This window comes from Parabacteroides sp. D25 (assembly GCF_000307475.1).
Classification (GTDB): Bacteria; Bacteroidota; Bacteroidia; order Bacteroidales; family Tannerellaceae; genus Parabacteroides; species Parabacteroides distasonis.
In genome coordinates this window covers 116,877-133,255 of record NZ_JH976506.1, presented here as the reverse complement: position 1 = coordinate 133,255, position 16,379 = coordinate 116,877, and the positions used below count along the sequence as shown (strand labels likewise).

Annotated in this window: 17 protein-coding genes; 9 read left to right on the top strand and 8 right to left on the bottom strand. The window is 44.5% G+C overall.

The window, feature by feature from the left end:
• Positions 1-32: 32 nt before the first annotated feature.
• The 6 genes from surE to HMPREF0999_RS16635 all read left to right on the top strand — a co-directional run bounded on the left by surE (position 33) and on the right by HMPREF0999_RS16635 (position 5,126).
• Positions 33-800 (top strand): 5'/3'-nucleotidase SurE, encoded by a 768-nt coding sequence (gene surE / locus HMPREF0999_RS16660; RefSeq protein WP_005861104.1) that lies wholly within the window; start codon positions 33-35, stop codon positions 798-800.
• Between the two features lie 24 nt (positions 801-824).
• On the top strand, positions 825-1,958 hold the full coding sequence (lpxB, locus tag HMPREF0999_RS16655) for a lipid-A-disaccharide synthase (RefSeq protein WP_005861102.1): 1,134 nt from the start codon (positions 825-827) through the stop codon (positions 1,956-1,958).
• Between the two features lie 94 nt (positions 1,959-2,052).
• Positions 2,053-2,814, top strand: a complete 762-nt coding sequence (locus HMPREF0999_RS16650; RefSeq protein ID WP_005861100.1) for a NigD-like protein — start codon at positions 2,053-2,055, stop codon at positions 2,812-2,814.
• 131 nt (positions 2,815-2,945) lie between these two features.
• A complete protein-coding gene (locus HMPREF0999_RS16645) occupies positions 2,946-3,476 on the top strand; it encodes an RNA polymerase sigma factor (protein ID WP_005861098.1) in 531 nt (176 codons plus the stop codon).
• Positions 3,477-3,478: 2 nt separating this feature from the next.
• The gene (locus tag HMPREF0999_RS16640; RefSeq protein WP_005861096.1) at positions 3,479-4,015 is read left to right on the top strand and encodes a hypothetical protein; all 537 of its coding nucleotides are present in this window, start codon (positions 3,479-3,481) and stop codon (positions 4,013-4,015) included.
• Between the two features lie 25 nt (positions 4,016-4,040).
• A complete protein-coding gene (locus HMPREF0999_RS16635) occupies positions 4,041-5,126 on the top strand; it encodes a hypothetical protein (RefSeq protein ID WP_005861094.1) in 1,086 nt (361 codons plus the stop codon).
• Between the two features lie 46 nt (positions 5,127-5,172).
• On the opposite strand, the gene HMPREF0999_RS16630 is transcribed toward HMPREF0999_RS16635, so the two are convergent.
• The 7 genes from HMPREF0999_RS16630 to HMPREF0999_RS16600 form a co-directional block, all read right to left on the bottom strand.
• The gene (locus HMPREF0999_RS16630; RefSeq protein WP_226769929.1) at positions 5,173-5,550 is read right to left on the bottom strand and encodes a hypothetical protein; all 378 of its coding nucleotides are present in this window, start codon (positions 5,548-5,550) and stop codon (positions 5,173-5,175) included.
• A 2-nt stretch (positions 5,551-5,552) separates the two neighbouring features.
• Positions 5,553-6,116, bottom strand: coding sequence for an RNA polymerase sigma factor (locus HMPREF0999_RS16625; RefSeq protein WP_005861090.1), 564 nt, complete (start codon positions 6,114-6,116; stop codon positions 5,553-5,555).
• A gap of 10 nt (positions 6,117-6,126) precedes the next feature.
• On the bottom strand, positions 6,127-6,534 hold the full coding sequence (locus HMPREF0999_RS16620; RefSeq protein ID WP_005861087.1) for a DUF6249 domain-containing protein: 408 nt from the start codon (positions 6,532-6,534) through the stop codon (positions 6,127-6,129).
• A gap of 177 nt (positions 6,535-6,711) precedes the next feature.
• Positions 6,712-8,370, bottom strand: coding sequence for a Gfo/Idh/MocA family protein (locus tag HMPREF0999_RS16615; RefSeq protein ID WP_005861085.1), 1,659 nt, complete (start codon positions 8,368-8,370; stop codon positions 6,712-6,714).
• 5 nt (positions 8,371-8,375) lie between these two features.
• On the bottom strand, positions 8,376-8,882 hold the full coding sequence (locus tag HMPREF0999_RS16610; RefSeq protein WP_005861083.1) for a DoxX family membrane protein: 507 nt from the start codon (positions 8,880-8,882) through the stop codon (positions 8,376-8,378).
• Positions 8,883-8,999: 117 nt separating this feature from the next.
• Complete coding sequence (locus HMPREF0999_RS16605; protein ID WP_005861081.1) at positions 9,000-9,854, bottom strand: DUF1080 domain-containing protein; 855 nt, start codon at positions 9,852-9,854, stop codon at positions 9,000-9,002.
• A 22-nt stretch (positions 9,855-9,876) separates the two neighbouring features.
• Positions 9,877-11,367: a Gfo/Idh/MocA family oxidoreductase gene (locus HMPREF0999_RS16600; RefSeq protein ID WP_005861079.1), complete on the bottom strand. Its 1,491-nt coding sequence runs from the start codon at positions 11,365-11,367 to the stop codon at positions 9,877-9,879.
• 291 nt (positions 11,368-11,658) lie between these two features.
• On the opposite strand from HMPREF0999_RS16600, the gene HMPREF0999_RS16595 reads away from it, so the two are divergent.
• Genes HMPREF0999_RS16595 through HMPREF0999_RS16585 form a run of 3 tightly spaced genes read left to right on the top strand, consistent with a single transcriptional unit; the run spans position 11,659 to position 14,648 of the window.
• On the top strand, positions 11,659-11,886 hold the full coding sequence (locus HMPREF0999_RS16595; RefSeq protein ID WP_005861078.1) for a DUF4492 domain-containing protein: 228 nt from the start codon (positions 11,659-11,661) through the stop codon (positions 11,884-11,886).
• 13 nt (positions 11,887-11,899) lie between these two features.
• Positions 11,900-13,456 (top strand): cytochrome ubiquinol oxidase subunit I, encoded by a 1,557-nt coding sequence (locus HMPREF0999_RS16590; RefSeq protein ID WP_005861076.1) that lies wholly within the window; start codon positions 11,900-11,902, stop codon positions 13,454-13,456.
• Positions 13,457-13,496: 40 nt separating this feature from the next.
• Positions 13,497-14,648, top strand: coding sequence for a cytochrome d ubiquinol oxidase subunit II (locus tag HMPREF0999_RS16585; RefSeq protein WP_005861074.1), 1,152 nt, complete (start codon positions 13,497-13,499; stop codon positions 14,646-14,648).
• A 122-nt stretch (positions 14,649-14,770) separates the two neighbouring features.
• Here the strand turns inward: HMPREF0999_RS16585 and HMPREF0999_RS16580 are convergent, their stop codons facing one another.
• Positions 14,771-16,366 (bottom strand): M28 family peptidase, encoded by a 1,596-nt coding sequence (locus HMPREF0999_RS16580; protein WP_005861072.1) that lies wholly within the window; start codon positions 16,364-16,366, stop codon positions 14,771-14,773.
• Positions 16,367-16,379 lie beyond the last annotated feature (13 nt).

Below are 16,379 nucleotides of genomic sequence, written 5' to 3'. Positions count from 1 at the left end.
CCTTTGTACGACAACTATAAGGATAAAACGATATGACAAACGAGAGACCGTTGATTCTGATCACGAATGATGATGGCGTATGGGCCAAAGGTATTAACGAATTGATTGAGTGCCTGAAAGATCTAGGCGATTTGGTGGTATTCGCTCCTGATGGACCTCGTTCCGGGATGGGTAGTGCCATTACATCCTTAGTTCCTATCAAGTATACCTTGTTGAAAAAGGAGGAAGGACTTACCATCTATAGTTGCACCGGGACACCGGTTGATTGCGTTAAATTAGCGATTAATGAGGTTATGGAGCGCAAGCCCGATCTGTTAGTCTCCGGTATCAACCACGGGGGGAATATGGCTATCTGCGTAAATTATTCCGGAACGATGGGTGCCACCGCCGAGGGCTGTATTTTCAACGTCCCTTCCATGGGTGTATCCTTACTGGACCATGCGGCCGATGCCGACTTCTCCGAATGCTGCCGTCTTGGACGTATGCTGGCACGCCGGGTATTAAAAGAAGGCTTACCGCACGGAACCTACTTAAACCTCAACGTGCCGAAGCTACCGCAAGTGAAAGGGTTGAAAGTTTGTCGCCAAGCGGATGGTCGTTGGGTACGTGAATTCAAGCGTTCCGAGAACGCCAGCGGAGAGCCCGTATTCTGGTTGACAGGAGCTTTCGAAAGCGCCAAACCCATCCACCCGGACAATGATATGCTTGCGCTGGACAGCGGATACGCCTCCCTAGTCCCCTGCAAGATCGACGTTACGGACTACGACTTCATGGCCACCTTAAACAACTGGATCCTTTAATTTTCAATTCTCAATTTTCAATTCATGAAGTATTACCTGATAGCCGGAGAAGCCTCCGGAGACCTGCACGCCTCGAATTTGATGGCAGCCCTGAAAGAGAATGACCCGAAGGCCGAGTTCCGCTTTCTGGGCGGCGATCTGATGAGAGCCGTCGGAGGAACCCTTGTCAAACATTACCGGGAAATGGCGTTCATGGGCTTTATCCCGGTATTGCTGAACTTGCGCACCATCTTAAATAACATGAAGACGTGCCAAGAGGATATCCGCCGCTATCAGCCAGATGTCGTCATTTTAATTGACTATCCGGGATTCAACCTGAAGATCGCCAAATATGTGAAAACCCAATTGGGTCTCCCGGTATATTACTATATATCCCCCAAGATATGGGCCTGGAAACAATACCGCATCAGGGACTTCCGGCGTTATGTAGATCGTATGTTCTGCATCCTGCCGTTCGAGACCGAGTTTTTCCGGAAGCTTAATTATTCGGTAGATTACGTAGGAAATCCTTCTGTAGACTCCGTAGCCTATTACAAGGAGCATCAAGCGATCCCCAAAGATACATTTATCAAAGAGGAAGGATTGGCCAACAAGCCTATCCTCGCCTTGCTATCCGGTAGCCGCAAACAAGAGATCAAGGATAATTTACCGACCATGCTGAAAGTAGCCTCCGCATATCCCGACTACCAGCCGGTAATAGCCGGAGCACCAGGCATCGATCCTGCCTACTATCAAGAATACATAGGCTCTTATCCTGCCAAGATCGTGTTCGGTAAAACCTATCCCTTGCTACAACATAGTGCCGCCGCCTTGGTAACCTCCGGCACGGCAACCTTGGAAACCGCCCTGTTCCGGGTTCCGCAAGTCGTTTGCTACTACGTTGTAGCCGGACAGTTGGCCAGCTTTATTTTCAAGCATTTCTTCCATACGAAATACATATCCCTCGTGAACCTGATCGGGGGACGGGAGATCGTACAAGAACTATTCGGAGCCCGCTTCTCCGAATCGCAAATACAAGACGAGCTAGGACGCATCCTACAAGATCCAGCCTATCGAAAACGAATGCTAGACGGATACGACAAGATTATCCATACGCTAGGAATGCCCGGGGCTTCAAAGCGTACGGCACGGCTAATCGTTGAATCCCTTGGTTCTTAACATCTTTTATTAACGTCTTTTGCAGCATTTCACCCCGAACTTACATCTTTCCTCATAGAACGATGAAATGTGAACTTTTTAAGAAACAAAAGGAATGAAGACGTTGAGAGCTTTTTTATTGGTTATCGGGATCGCTTTAGTATCCCTCACCCTACCCTCTTGCTTAGATGACGATAACTCGTATTCTTTAGGTGATATCTGGATAGCGGTCGCTACCGTAGTACCGGAAGGCAATAACGTATATTACTTACGGCTGGATGACGGGGATAAGCTATGGCCCGCCGCCACGAACTATCCGAACTATCAGCCGAAGCCTAACCAACGTGCCTTGGTTAACTTCACGATATTGGCGGATTCCACCCAAAGTAACCTAGGAGGTTTCTCCCACTATATCAAGGTGAACGCGATCCATAACATCCTTACGAAATCCATCGCTAAGAACGAGGGAGCGGCTAATGATTCTATCTATGGTACGGACCCGGTAAGTATTTATAACAATAATATGTGGATCGGAGACGGATATTTGAATATCTATTTCGAGACACTCTGGGGAGGCAAGACCGCCCACTTTATCAACCTGATCCAACCGGATGCCGAGAATGATCCTTATACGCTGGAGTTTAGGCATAACGCTTACGATGATCCCCAATATACGATCGGGGCCGGACGTGTGGCGTTCAATTTGTCTTCCTTGCCGGATACCAAAGGAGAGACGGTCGATCTTGTCGTAAACTATTGGACTTCCGAAGGGAAACAGGCTTATAAATTAAAATATAATTCGGATAAGACCAAAATGGAGGATACTTCGCAAGGCTATACGAACGATAGTATCTCCAATATAACGGACATGAAATAAACCTTCCCACATAACTTTTATTTTTATCATTTAGTTCAGGAGGAGAGGCGTCGAGATGATGCCTTTCTTTTTTTGTATTTTTACGCTACAAGATGCAACGGTCAAGGCATCACTCTCGTTTATATAAACAAATGGACAAAGTAACCGAACATCTGATCGAGGGTTGCCGCCGGGGAGACCGGAGCTCGCAACTGAAGTTGTACAAACAATACGCACAGCGATTGTATATAGCCTGCTTGCGTATCGTAGGCAACTCATCCGAGGCGGAAGAAGCCATGCAGGACTCGTTCCTCAAGATCTTCACACGCTTGGACCAATATCATGACGGGCAATGCTTTGAGGCATGGATGCATCGCATCGCCATCCATACGGCCATCGATTATGTACGCCGCCAAGCACCGGACCAAGAGGAGCTTTCCGACAATCTGGCCGAACCGGAAACGGACGGACCGGACGAGGAAGAAATCCAATATTCCGTGGCACAGATAAAGGAAGCTACCAAGAAGTTGCCGGCAGGCTACCGCATAATCCTCTCGCTTTACCTCTTTGAGGGATATGATATGGAAGAGATCGCCTCTATCCTGAAAATTCAACCGCCAAGCGTCCGTAGCCAGTACCTACGCGCCAAGCGGAAATTGTTAGACATTATAGCAGCCAATTAAACATGGATAAACTAAAGAATTTCATAGACGCGAACCGTGACGCATTCAAGGAAGATGAGATGCTTCCCGAAGGTCATTTCGAACGTTTCGAGCAAAAGCTGCCGAAGCCACGGAAAAACCGTGCGGCCCTATACAGCCTATCGGCCTTTGCCATAGCTGCCTCTATCGCTTTGTTGCTCTTATTCCGCTTGCCGGAAGGGACCGGTCTGCCGGAACCCGCGCAAAAGACCACGGCCCAGACCTGCGAGACCCAAGAGGAGATCGAGGAACTACGCCTATATTACAATATGCAAATGAACGACGTATTGGCGCAAATGAAGAAGTTGTATAAACAGGACCGGACACCGGGAGCGGAGGAGTTATTGCAAGAGAGCAAACGGATCCTCACGGATAATTATATGTTCGAGGAAACGATACTCCCTACCTTGCCTTGTTCCAACGACGGTCTCTTCGCCATGACCCAACATTACAGCAATAGCTTGGAGGGCCTCACGCTGATGCTTAAGCAAATGGAACAAGTCACGGATAACCAGAAATAGTAATAACAATTAATACATATCAATCATGAACACGACACACGTAAAATTGAGTCCCGCCGTATTGCTGACTTTCGTATTGCTGCTATGCAATCTATCGGCAATAGCTAGGCCACAAGAGAAGATCAAGAAAAAAGAGATATCCCAATCCTACAGCGTAAGCGCCGGTGATCGTCTCCAAGTAGAAAACCGTTATGGAAACATCACCGTTACCCACTGGAATCAGAATACGGTAGCTATACGGGTTGAGGTAGAATGTAAGGCTCGCAGCGAGGAACGTGCTCAAGAGAACTTGGACCGTATCCAAATCGAGACCAAGAAGATAGGTGGTATTGTCTCAGCGGTCACTACGATAAAGAAGGAGATGAATAGCAATTCGAATAATGAGTCCATGACGATCAATTATTATATCCAGATGCCTCCTAAGCTCGCCGCAGACTTGAACCAGAAATACGGAAACATCAACTTGCCAAGCGATAATAACGGCAACATGGATATCCATGTAAAATACGGCAACCTGAATGCGGGTAATTTCACAGCCAACGCAATGATAGAGGCCAAATATGGTAACATCGAGGTAGGAAATCTGCAGGACGCCCAACTGGATCTGGGCTACGTAGGAACCGCCAAGATTCGCAACGCTAAAGATTTAACGATAGACAGCAAATATTCCAATCTGGATATACAGGATATACAATCTTTACGCATGGAGATTAAATATGGTAATCTCACCATTGAAAGCGTAAGCAGACTAGACATGGAGATTAAGTACAGCGACGCTAAAATCGGGACCCTTAAGGATGCATTGAATGTAAGTAGCCTTAGCTATAGTAACTTAAAGATACGGAACTTGTCTCCCTCTTTCTCGAAGGTGAACGTAGAATCCCATTATGGGAATTTAGAGGTAGCGCTTCCCGCAAAAACTTCTTTCCGGATAGTAGCGGAGAACATGAAGTATTCAAGCTGCGACGTGAACGGTTTCAATATCACCCGCAAGCATTTTGACGATGAGGATCGTGACAAGAATTACACCTATGAGATTAATGGTGGAAAGCAACCGACGATTCACTTCGAAGGAAATCGTTACGGAAATCTAAAAGTCAAGGCCAATTAATCAGTTGTAGAGACGGGGCGTGCCCCGTCTCTACAACCGGATATTTTTATTTTGAGGTGTTTTGCCGGCGTATCTCTTCTCTCTTCAACCAGTTATCGAGTTGTGTAAACAGGAAGAAACAAGAGATCCCGGAAGCAATCGTTAAAACAATCGGGAAATAGGCTCGCAAAGAGCCTAAAACCGTTTCCGCCCCGCCCGGAGAAAGCTTAACCAAATACAAGATGCCTACTAACACAAGCATATAAGCGACAAATATGCTAAAAATGCCTACAGGTGTAAATCGTTTCTTGATATAGTACTTATATACCCGCTTCTTCTCTTGTATAATCAATGCCATAATACGGGAGTTTAATGAGGCCGAAGGTTGTTCCGCCGTCCCTCGCATCAACTTACGTGTCAAATGATCAATATCTTTCTCATTCATATTCATAACAAATCAGCTGTCTCTAATTTCATTTTATCTTGCAACACTTCATAAAACCGTTTCCGCCCACGGAATAGTTTTACTTTCACATTAGAAGCGCTCAATTCAGTGATCTGACAGATCTCTTCCACCGAGCATTCCTCCAAATAATAAAGAGTAAGCAACAAGGCCTCATCAGCCGGAAGCTTTTTCAGCGTACGTGCGATCATCTCTTTCCGGTCCTCACGCTCTAATAAAGCCGTAGCCGATTCAACTTCGTCATTCGAAAGGTCTACAGGGCCTGCCTCCTCATAACTCACGAACATACGCTGTTGTCTCAAGGCCGTCAACGCCGTACGATACACGATCCTATAAAACCATGTTGAGAACTTACTATCGAAATGAAAATCGGAAAGAGCACGATACATCTTCACGAACGCATCCTGTACGGCCTCTTCTGCCTCCTCGCGATTTTCCAAGATACGAAAAGCGATGGTATAAGCCATCTTCTCATACTTCGCGACAAGGCAGGAGAAACTTTGCGTGTCCCCTGCCAAAATACGTTCTATCCACTTTCGCTCATCCATCCGGTATCGTTTATTCTTCCAGACGCATTTTCTTCTCGTCCTCCAATCTCTCCTTCTCCATTAAAGAACGGGAAAGAAAGAAATAAATTATAAAAGCTACTCCACCGAACATAATCGTAATAGCCGGAACTAACAAAAAGAACCAATCGCTATCGTAAGTGAAAGCAGAGTCGAGCATCATACCGACAATCACACCCAATGACAAACCGATCATAAAAATACCGTTACGCAGGGTATTATAACGATTAGGCCTTCTCTCGGGGCGCATAGCCTCTTCCAACACAATTCCTTTCTCGATCATCGCCATCTTTTCCTCATGCTTACTTTTAATGGTCATGTAACTAGCGATAATACCTAACAATACCGGCATACCTACCGCACAAATAACACCTAAAATAGGAATCCACAACTCGTTCATATCTTTTATTCTTTAAAGGTTTAATAAATTATTCGCTTTTATCAATAAGACATGAGTAATCACAAATCGGTTACAAAAAAGAGAAGAAATTTTATACATGCACAAATAAAAGAAGCGAACTCCATCCATTTATGAAGTTCGCTTCTTGGGAAAGTTATTTATCGTCTTTTTAGATACTTACGCAAGTTCACCTCTTACGATCTCTTCTTTGTCCTTATCCCAGTACATCGTACGTCCTTCCAGATAAGCGCGAGTACCCATGTGGGCAGTCATAGCTTCTTGGAAAGCAGCGTCGATATTACAGCTAGGAGTCTTGCCTTGACGGATACATTCCAGCCACTCACGGATATGCAAGTGAGTCGTATCATAACGTTTACCATTTACATACGTATACAGCAAACCACGTTTAGCGAAATACAACTCCGTAGGAGATGTAACGGAATCCGAGCTATTTTGTCCCGGTACATAGGTATAGAACGGGGTATCTGTAGGAATAATACCTTCCTTGATCTTATCCGCATAACGAGTGGAATCTTGGTCAACCGTAATAGCCAAGATATTGGAAACCTCCATAGAAGCATCATGCCCCATGAACACCTTGCCACGGTTACGGCTACTTGCCAATGTAGCGCTATACAACATCGTCAAGTCACGATCCGGCCACTCGAAAGTAGTCTGCAATACATCAGGTACCGTACGTCCGTCCTTGAAGAAATAAACACCACCGGATGAAGTAGCGGAATGAGGTATACCTACATGCATGATCTGGTTGACAGCGTCGTACTCATGTGTCAACAAGTCACCGGAAAGACCTGTACTATAATCCCACCAGCAACGCCAGCGGAAGAAACGTTCCAGACTAAACTTGCTACGCTCGTCCGGACCGATATATCTTTCAAGCTTATTGGATGTCATATAATCCATATACTCCTTAATACGCTCAGGATCACCTTCAAACTGTTTCCAATCGATCGTATTCGGATTAGAGCCTTCGATAATATCATATACCCAAGCACCATTTGGAGAGTTACGGTTCGTACAAACCTCGATCAAGTTAACAGGGCCTAATAATCCGTTACCGATAATCTCCTCGGCCTTCTGATAGCAATCGGTCTGACGTCCTTGGTGACCTAACTGAAATACAACGCCAGTCTCTTTGATCACTTGGCGAACCATATACGTCTCAGGAACCGTCCATGATAACGGTTTCTCGCAATATACATGCTTTCCGGCACGTGCCGCAGCCATAGCGATCGTGCTATGCCAGTGGTCCGGACCAGCGATAATAACGGCATCCACATCCGGAGCCGTTACCAGCTCTTGATAAGTCCGGTAACGTTTCGGAGCAGGCCCGAACTTACCGCCGCTACCCTCACGATGGATATTGGAACCGGTCAATACAGCGGCCTCACCATATACATCAAATATATCACAAACCGCGGTTATCTCAATATTCAGATCATCTTGCTCCATATATTGCTGATAACGCGTGTCTTTCTTATTCAACTTATTAGCCTCTTTCATCTTATCGATCCAAGAAGGCTCAGCGAAACCTGCGGCACGCATCAATTGCTTTCCACGAATACCGAAGCCTACCAAACCGATACGGATCTTCTTACCATCGCCTTGCGGCTCTAAATAGGAGGCCTGCCTGTTACTTACCTGAAATACATCTGATATGTTACGGCCTCTTAAAGCGTCTTTCCTTTTTTGGTAAACGCCATATGCCAAAGCACCTAAGATAGGCACTGTAGCCAATGTCTTCAATGTGTCCCGACGTCCTTTATCGGGCATTTGCTCCTGAGAAGGAGTATTCTTTGCATCTTCTGTTGCCATGGGTATCAAATAAATTTAAGTTTATGCAATATCGGACACACACGTCCTAACACACGATCGAATCCTATGATTTGTGATGTAGGGAATACGCACATCAAGCCTAAAGCGGCGAACTCCACAAGGTTCTTGTCAATCCATAAATAAGAGCCTTCAAACGGCATCATATAGCTCGCTCCCACGAAAGAGGGGTGGGATAACGTGTACATAGCGAGAAGAATCATACCTCCAACAGAAGATAAACGATACAAACAGCCTAAAGTCAAGCCTAGGCCGATCAATAACAGAGCCCACTCATTCAAGAAGTTGATGGTTGTCATCAAACTGTCGTCTTGAGTCAATTTGATAAAAAATGAAGCAGCGGGACCCTTTGAATCGAGTAGATAGGGTAGAGATGTCCATTTTGGGTTCATGATTTTTACTAGGCCTTCATACATAAAGTGCCAACCTATAAAAAGACGCAGCATCATCAGCCAAGTCATCTGCGCTTTCGTGTAACCTTGTTCTATTTTCATTTCTTGGTCCTAAAAAATTGGTTTAGAAAAAGTCGATTATTAAAAACACAACACCCGAAGCTAAAATCATAGATTTAGGCCTCGGGCGTTATTTATGCTAAAATGTGCTTGATACGATTAATCCAAAACTTTAACAGTAATGTTACGGAACCAAACATCATCCCCGTGGTCTTGAAATCCGATGAAACCTTCTTTGTTAGCGCCACCGCAATTCAACAACAACTCATAAGCCAACGGCCATTTGTCTTTGCTAAATTTGCTATTATCCAACATTTCTTTCCATTGCGGAGTCCACAAGTGATACTCAACAACAGGTTCATCGCTATTCAAATAGTGAACAACTGTACCCTTATAGCACATGATCTTACCCTTGTTCCACTCACCGAACGGTTTTGCGTTCTGCGGTTTAGCAGGAATCATGTCATACAAAGAAGAAGATTTACGGTTGCCATCCTTACCTAACTTAGCGTCGGGGTGGTTCTCGTTATCCAATACTTGGTACTCAGGAGCAGAGATGTAAGAAGGTTGTCCCTCTACCTCTTGAATCATGATGAATACACCAGAGTTAGAGCCTTTACCTACTTTCCATTCGAACTCAAGCTCGAAGTTACCCAACTTATGAGCGAAGATCAAGTCCCCACCGTTGGAAGCACCAGCCTCACCAGCACCAGAGCCATTGATTTTGATCGCTCCGTCCTCGATTGTCCAAGCACCCGGAACGTCAGCACGGTCATAACCTCTCCAGCCATTGAATGTCTTACCATCGAAGATCACATATCTACCCTCTTTATCTTTCGGGAAAGTCGTGATATCTACAGTAGGAAGATCTGTCATGAGCTTGTACTCAGGAGCTGCGGCTTCTGTTGTAGTCTCAGCAGCTGCAGGAGCTTCTTCTGTTTTCTTTCCACCACCACAAGAAGTGAAATAACACATCATGATAGCGGCACTTGCTAATAATACTGACTTTTTCATTTTATTTATTGAGTTAAAACTATTATCTCGGCATATCTACCAACTTCCAGCCTTCACGGTAGTTGTGCTTGATCAAGCCTGCGGCAAATTCTTGAGCATTAATTGGATCCGTCCACTCTGTCTTGAATTTCGGGTCACCATCGATAACCTCGAATGTATCTTTCTTGATGATCTTGATTGTCTCATTCGGATCGATATTCGTAAATCTCATGTTAGGGCCATCCCACAACAATTCTTTATTCAATCTTTGCAAACGAACAGCCAATACACCCATTACAACCATTTCATTGAACGGACCAGCCTCCAAGAAGTTAGACTTCGTCTGAACACGGCTGCCTGCGCTTTCCTTACAAGCACGAATCCAGTCTTGTTCGTGACCACCCTTCATAGCGTCTTTCACGCGGCGCAATGTTTGAGGAACGTTCGGTTTACGACCAGATAACAACCATGGGTTAACACCGTAGCAACCGCAGATCAATGTATCTTTCGTACCATGGAAGATACACAATCCACCACCTTCACCCATCAATTCCTTACCTTGAGGGAATCCTTCTGGACGATCCGGCATCATACCACCATCATACCAGTGAACTTCAACCTCCGGCATAGCTACCTTTGGCATATTATCACGAGCCGGGAATACCAACTTAACATGCTGAGCGTTAGGAGCACAGTCTTGTAATAACAATGTAGAAGAACCTTGAACTCTTGTCGGATAGCCTAAATTCAAGCCTTTGAATACCGGATGTAAGATGTGGCAAGCCATATCACCCAACGCACCTGTACCATAATCCCACCATCCGCGCCAGTTCCAAGGATGATATGTCTTATTAAACGGTCTCAATTTAGCAGGACCCGTAAACAAATCCCAATTCAATGTAGAAGGAATCTTATCAACTTTCTCAGGAGCGTTCAAACCTTGCGGCCAGATAGGACGGTTGGTAGCGCATTCTACTTTAGTAACCTCACCGATCTCACCATTCCAAATCCATTCACAGATCAAATCTACACCTTCAGCCAATGAAGAACCTTGGTTACCCATCTGAGTAGCTACGTCATACTTCTTAGCCAAGTTCGTAAGCAAACGGGACTCATAAACAGAGTGAGTCAACGGTTTCTGAGTGTATACGTGTTTGCCAAGCGTCATAGCGTCAGCTGTGATCATCGCATGAGTATGGTCAGCGGTAGCTACCAACACAGCGTCAATAGATTTACCCATCTCATCATACATCTTACGATAGTCCCAGTATTTTTTAGCTTGAGGATGACGGTCGAATACAGGTTTTGAGTACTTCCAGTCGATGTCACAAAGAGCTACGATATTCTCGGTAGTCTCCATGTTCTTTAAGTTAGCGTTACCCATACCTCCGATACCAACACCGGCAATATTCAATTTATCAGTTGGAGCGATATGACCATGGGTTTTACCTAGGACCGCACTCGGAACAATAGTCAAAGCTGCTGCGGCAGCCGTACCTTTTTGAAGAAAAGATCTTCTAGAAATGTTAGACATAGTAATAATTTTTTATAGATTAGCACTTAACAATGATATTTCATGTGTCTTTACACCTTTACAGGCAACAAATTGTCGCAAATATAGCCAATGCTGTATTATTGACAAGATCAAAAGACCGCTTTCTTATTTAAAATAGTTTTTTTTAACAGACAGGATAGATCTTATTTATAATTTCATAAATATTATCTATAGGATTGGGGGTATTTTATTAACGCAGTTTGGATATATTTGTAAAAACATGAAAACATATTCATATTAACAACTGTTATCTTAAATGAGAACAACTATATGAAAAAAGAATCTGCATTCATACGAATATATCGCTTTTATCTGGAAGGATTCCGGGAGATGAAGCTGGGCAAGACTCTTTGGCTAATCATTCTAGTCAAATTGTTTATCATGTTTTTTATCCTGAGATTATTCTTCTTTCCTAATTATCTCGGGCAATTCGATAGCGATAGTGAGAAGGAGAACCACGTATCGAACGAACTCATACAACGGGCAATAAATCCTTAAAACATTAATAAATATGATTGAAAACATTGACACTTCATTGATCGATTGGTCGAGGGCTCAATTTGCCCTTACTGCCATGTATCATTGGCTCTTCGTGCCACTAACACTAGGACTTGGCGTTATCCAAGCTATTATGGAGACGATTTATTATCGGACAGGTAATGAGGCATGGAAAAAGACCGCCCAATTTTGGATGAAATTATTCGGTATCAATTTCGCTATCGGTGTCGCTACGGGATTGATCCTCGAGTTCGAGTTCGGAACCAACTGGTCTAACTATAGTTGGTTTGTCGGGGATATCTTCGGGGCACCTTTGGCTATCGAGGGAATTCTCGCCTTCTTTATGGAAGCTACCTTTATCGCTGTTATGTTTTTTGGTTGGGACAAGGTTAGCAAACGCTTTCATCTCGCCTCCACTTGGCTGACGATTATCGGCGCTACTCTTTCCGCTCTCTGGATCTTGATCGCTAACGCATGGATGCAATATCCGGTCGGTATGCATTTCAATCCGGATACGGTCCGTAACGAGATGTTCGATTTCTGGGCCGTAGCCTTATCGCCTGTCGCCATTAATAAGTTTTTCCATACGGTATTGTCCGGTTGGATCGTAGGCGCCTTGTTCGTACTAGGAATCAGCTGCTGGTATTTATTAAAGAAACGGAATACCGAATTCGCTTTGTCAAGTATCAAGGTCAGCGCTATATTCGGGTTGGTAGCCTCCATCCTTATTATCTGGACGGGTGATGGCTCCGCTTACCAAGTCGCTCAAAAGCAGCCGATGAAACTAGCCGCCATGGAAGGTCTTTATGAGGGTGGCAACGGAGTAGGACTCGTAGGTATCGGCATCTTAAATCCGGCAAAGACGAGTTATCTGGATAACCAGAACGCATTTATTTTTGACATTAAGTTCCCCAAACTCCTCTCCTTCTTAGCAGAACGTGACATGAACGCATACGTTCCGGGAATCGTAAACTTAATAGAGGGAGGTTATACGACCAATAAAGGAACGGTAGCGCTCTCCGCCAAAGAAAAAATAGAGAAAGGTAAAACCGCCATCAAAGCGTTAGCTGATTATCGCAAAGCGGTTAAAGATAAAGATACCGCAGCAGCCGCACAATACAGGGTAACCTTGGAAGAGAATTTCCCCTATTTCGGATATGGTTATATTAAGGATCCGGCAGAGTTAATCCCGCATGTAGGATTGACATTCTATTCTTTCCGTGTGATGGTGATCCTTGGTTGTTTCTTCATCTTACTATTCATTATTACGTTGATATGGGATAAAAAAGGGAAAATCGCTAATACACGTTGGTTGCAATACGTGGGCCTATGGTCTATACCTTTAGGATATATAGCGGGACAAGCCGGTTGGATCGTAGCGGAGGTAGGACGTCAACCTTGGGCTATACAGGATATCTTGCCGACCAGCGCTTCGATATCCAAGTTAAACCCATCCTCGGTACAGACCACTTTCTACCTGTTCCTTATCTTATTTACGATCCTGCTGATCGCAGAGATTGGAATCATGGTTAAGGCCATCAAGAAAGGGCCGGAAGCTGCCGCCCACTAATTTTCAATTTTCAAATATCAATTCTTAAATAGAAAGTCCTATGGATAGTACATATATATTGTTACAACATTACTGGTGGTTTCTGGTATCTCTACTCGGAGCGCTATTAGTATTCCTTCTTTTTGTACAAGGAGGCCAATCTCTACTCTTCACTATCGGCAAGACGGAGATACAGCAAAAAATGTTATTGAACTCGACCGGGCGTAAGTGGGAGTTTACTTTCACTACGTTGGTCACTTTCGGAGGTGCTTTCTTCGCCTCTTTCCCTTTATTTTATTCCACAAGCTTCGGCGGAGCCTATTGGGTATGGATGCTGATCTTGCTTTGCTTCGTGATACAAGCTGTATCTTACGAGTATCAAGCGAAAAAAGGCAACCTACTCGGGAAAAAGACGTATCAAGTATTTCTTATGATCAATGGTATAGCAGGTCCGATCTTACTCGGAACCGCTGTAGCGACCTTCTTTAACGGCGCTGAATTTATTGTTAACAAAGAACAGTTGACTGATGTAGCCATGCCCGTCATTTCCACGTGGGCCAATCCTTGGCATGGATTAGAGGCGGCTTTGGTATTTTGGAATTTGTGCCTAGGACTGGCAGTTTTCTTCTTGGCACGAGCTCTGGCCCTACTCTATTTTATCAACAATATCGATGATCCGGAGATTGTCGCTAAAAGCCGGAAACAATTGATACCGGAGACAATCTTGTTCCTCGTCTTTTTCTTGACATTCTTGATCCGTTTATTGTTGGTGGACGGTTTTGCCGTAAATCCGGATACCGGAGAAGTATTTATGCAACCGTATAAGTATTTTATGAACCTGATCGAGATGCCAATCGTGTTAGCCGTATTATTGATTGGCGTGGTTGGCGTGCTATTCGGCATAGGGAAAACGATATTCTCGAAGACTTGGAGAAAAGGCATCTGGTTTGCGGGAGCAGGGACTGTCTTGACCGTATTAGCTTTATTACTTTGCGCAGGATGGAATAATACGGCTTACTACCCATCTTTGGCGGATCTACAAAGTTCATTGACGATCCAGAATAGTTGCTCAAGCCCATTCACGTTGAAAGTAATGAGCTATGTATCTATTCTCGTTCCATTCGTATTAGCCTACATTTTCTATGCTTGGAGAGCGCTTGATCTACATAAGATCAATAGTAAGGAAATGCAAGAAGGAGGTCATACCTATTAAATAATGTGCAAATTAAATAATATGCCAATGTGCCAATATGTCAATGTCAAGTGAGAATACAAGTGATAGTATCTTAATTGACACATTAGCATATTGGCATATTGCTACATTGGCACATTAATCTATTGCCTTTGGAAGTCCGCCTCTTTTGTCCACTTAGGCATCTCATCATTGTTGGCGATAACTAAACCGATACTAAACATTAAGTTCATATCTTCCATAGCCCCATCAAAATCCCACCAAGATTCATCATACTCATCATTCGGTTGGTGATACCGGTAAACTTTCGGTTTAGCCTCATGGCGTGCTTTATCCACGTAATCCTTACCGCCACCAACTAAAATCGTAGGTACGCCTTTTTTCACGAAATTAAAATGATCGGAACGGAAATAACCACCCGCAGGATCTTCGGTAATAACCTTCACGGTCCGTCCTTGTGCCGAGGCCATAGCGATCACCAAGGCATCCGTATCCGTCTTACCCGCAGCCCGGAGAGAAATATCATGGGTACGCTCACGCGGAGCCGTGCCGTCAAAGTTCAAGTTAATAGCCGTTTTAGATAAAGGGAACAAAGGATGCTCACAATAGTACTGAGAACCTAATAAGCCACATTCCTCGGAAGTCACCGCCACGAATACGATGGAACGACGGGAATGAACAGGCAATGATTGATATTTCTTAGCTAATAACATTAAGGTTGCCACGCCCGAAGCATTATCGCTAGCGCCATTATAGATACTGTCCCCATCTATCGGCGTGCCGATCCCAAAATGATCCCAGTGAGCGGTAAAAACCAAGTATTCGTCTTTCAGGTCCGTGCCCGGTAAAACAGCCGCCACGTTATGAGACTCGCCTACAGTCATCTTTACATTTAATATAACCTTACTTTTCGCCTTCATCGTAAAACTCTTGAAACCCGGTTTCTTCGCCGCGGCAATCGTCTCATCAAAATTCAATCCGCTAAGGGCGAACATTTTCTTGCAAGCCTCCTCCGAGAGCCATCCCTTCATGCCCAAAGCTTCCGCATTCATTGTCTCCGAGCAAAGAGCGATATTTGTCTGCACGTGAGAAGCCTGACAGACCTTCCAACCATACGAAGCGGCCGCCTCGTTATGAAGAACCAATAAACCTGCGGCACCTTGGCGTTGCGCCTCCTCGAACTTATAAGTCCAACGGCCATAATAAGTCATGTTCTTTCCACGGAACAAAGACGTATCATAAAAACCGGGATCATTCACCATAGCGATAACGATTTTCCCCTTCACGTCTACATTCGCATAATCGTTCCATCCATATTCCGGCGCATTAATGCCAAACCCACAGAACACATAGTCCGTAGTAGGGATAACTACCTGCTCAGTTCCCCGGTTCGTCCAAACGACAATATCATCCGAGAACTTCAAATCCATAGACCCTTTCGCGCATTTCACCGTGATCTTATCCTTTACCGGACGGGTAAAAGTAGATATTTCCTTCACCGGCTGGAAATAACTATCGCCATTAGCAGGTTGAAGACCTAGTTTCTTAAATTCATCAGCGATGTAATGGATTGTTTTCGTCTCATACTCGGTCAAAGGCTTACGCCCTCCGAACTCATCCGAGCCTAAAGTCTTTACTCGTTCCTTAAAAAAAGCCAAATCTTCCTCATAACTCTGGGCCATAACAGATACGCCCATAGCGAGCATCAGGAAGAAAACAGAGATAAAATTCTTGTTCATAATCGTAGATTGT

Coding starts and splice junctions, on each gene's coding strand:
- surE (WP_005861104.1), top strand. CDS start 33: ATGACAAACGAGAGACCGTTGATTCTGATCACGAATGATGATGGCGTA.
- lpxB (WP_005861102.1), top strand. CDS start 825: ATGAAGTATTACCTGATAGCCGGAGAAGCCTCCGGAGACCTGCACGCC.
- HMPREF0999_RS16650 (WP_005861100.1), top strand. CDS start 2,053: ATGAAGACGTTGAGAGCTTTTTTATTGGTTATCGGGATCGCTTTAGTA.
- HMPREF0999_RS16645 (WP_005861098.1), top strand. CDS start 2,946: ATGGACAAAGTAACCGAACATCTGATCGAGGGTTGCCGCCGGGGAGAC.
- HMPREF0999_RS16640 (WP_005861096.1), top strand. CDS start 3,479: ATGGATAAACTAAAGAATTTCATAGACGCGAACCGTGACGCATTCAAG.
- HMPREF0999_RS16635 (WP_005861094.1), top strand. CDS start 4,041: ATGAACACGACACACGTAAAATTGAGTCCCGCCGTATTGCTGACTTTC.
- HMPREF0999_RS16630 (WP_226769929.1), bottom strand. CDS start 5,550: ATGAATGAGAAAGATATTGATCATTTGACACGTAAGTTGATGCGAGGG.
- HMPREF0999_RS16625 (WP_005861090.1), bottom strand. CDS start 6,116: ATGGATGAGCGAAAGTGGATAGAACGTATTTTGGCAGGGGACACGCAA.
- HMPREF0999_RS16620 (WP_005861087.1), bottom strand. CDS start 6,534: ATGAACGAGTTGTGGATTCCTATTTTAGGTGTTATTTGTGCGGTAGGT.
- HMPREF0999_RS16615 (WP_005861085.1), bottom strand. CDS start 8,370: ATGGCAACAGAAGATGCAAAGAATACTCCTTCTCAGGAGCAAATGCCC.
- HMPREF0999_RS16610 (WP_005861083.1), bottom strand. CDS start 8,882: ATGAAAATAGAACAAGGTTACACGAAAGCGCAGATGACTTGGCTGATG.
- HMPREF0999_RS16605 (WP_005861081.1), bottom strand. CDS start 9,854: ATGAAAAAGTCAGTATTATTAGCAAGTGCCGCTATCATGATGTGTTAT.
- HMPREF0999_RS16600 (WP_005861079.1), bottom strand. CDS start 11,367: ATGTCTAACATTTCTAGAAGATCTTTTCTTCAAAAAGGTACGGCTGCC.
- HMPREF0999_RS16595 (WP_005861078.1), top strand. CDS start 11,659: ATGAAAAAAGAATCTGCATTCATACGAATATATCGCTTTTATCTGGAA.
- HMPREF0999_RS16590 (WP_005861076.1), top strand. CDS start 11,900: ATGATTGAAAACATTGACACTTCATTGATCGATTGGTCGAGGGCTCAA.
- HMPREF0999_RS16585 (WP_005861074.1), top strand. CDS start 13,497: ATGGATAGTACATATATATTGTTACAACATTACTGGTGGTTTCTGGTA.
- HMPREF0999_RS16580 (WP_005861072.1), bottom strand. CDS start 16,366: ATGAACAAGAATTTTATCTCTGTTTTCTTCCTGATGCTCGCTATGGGC.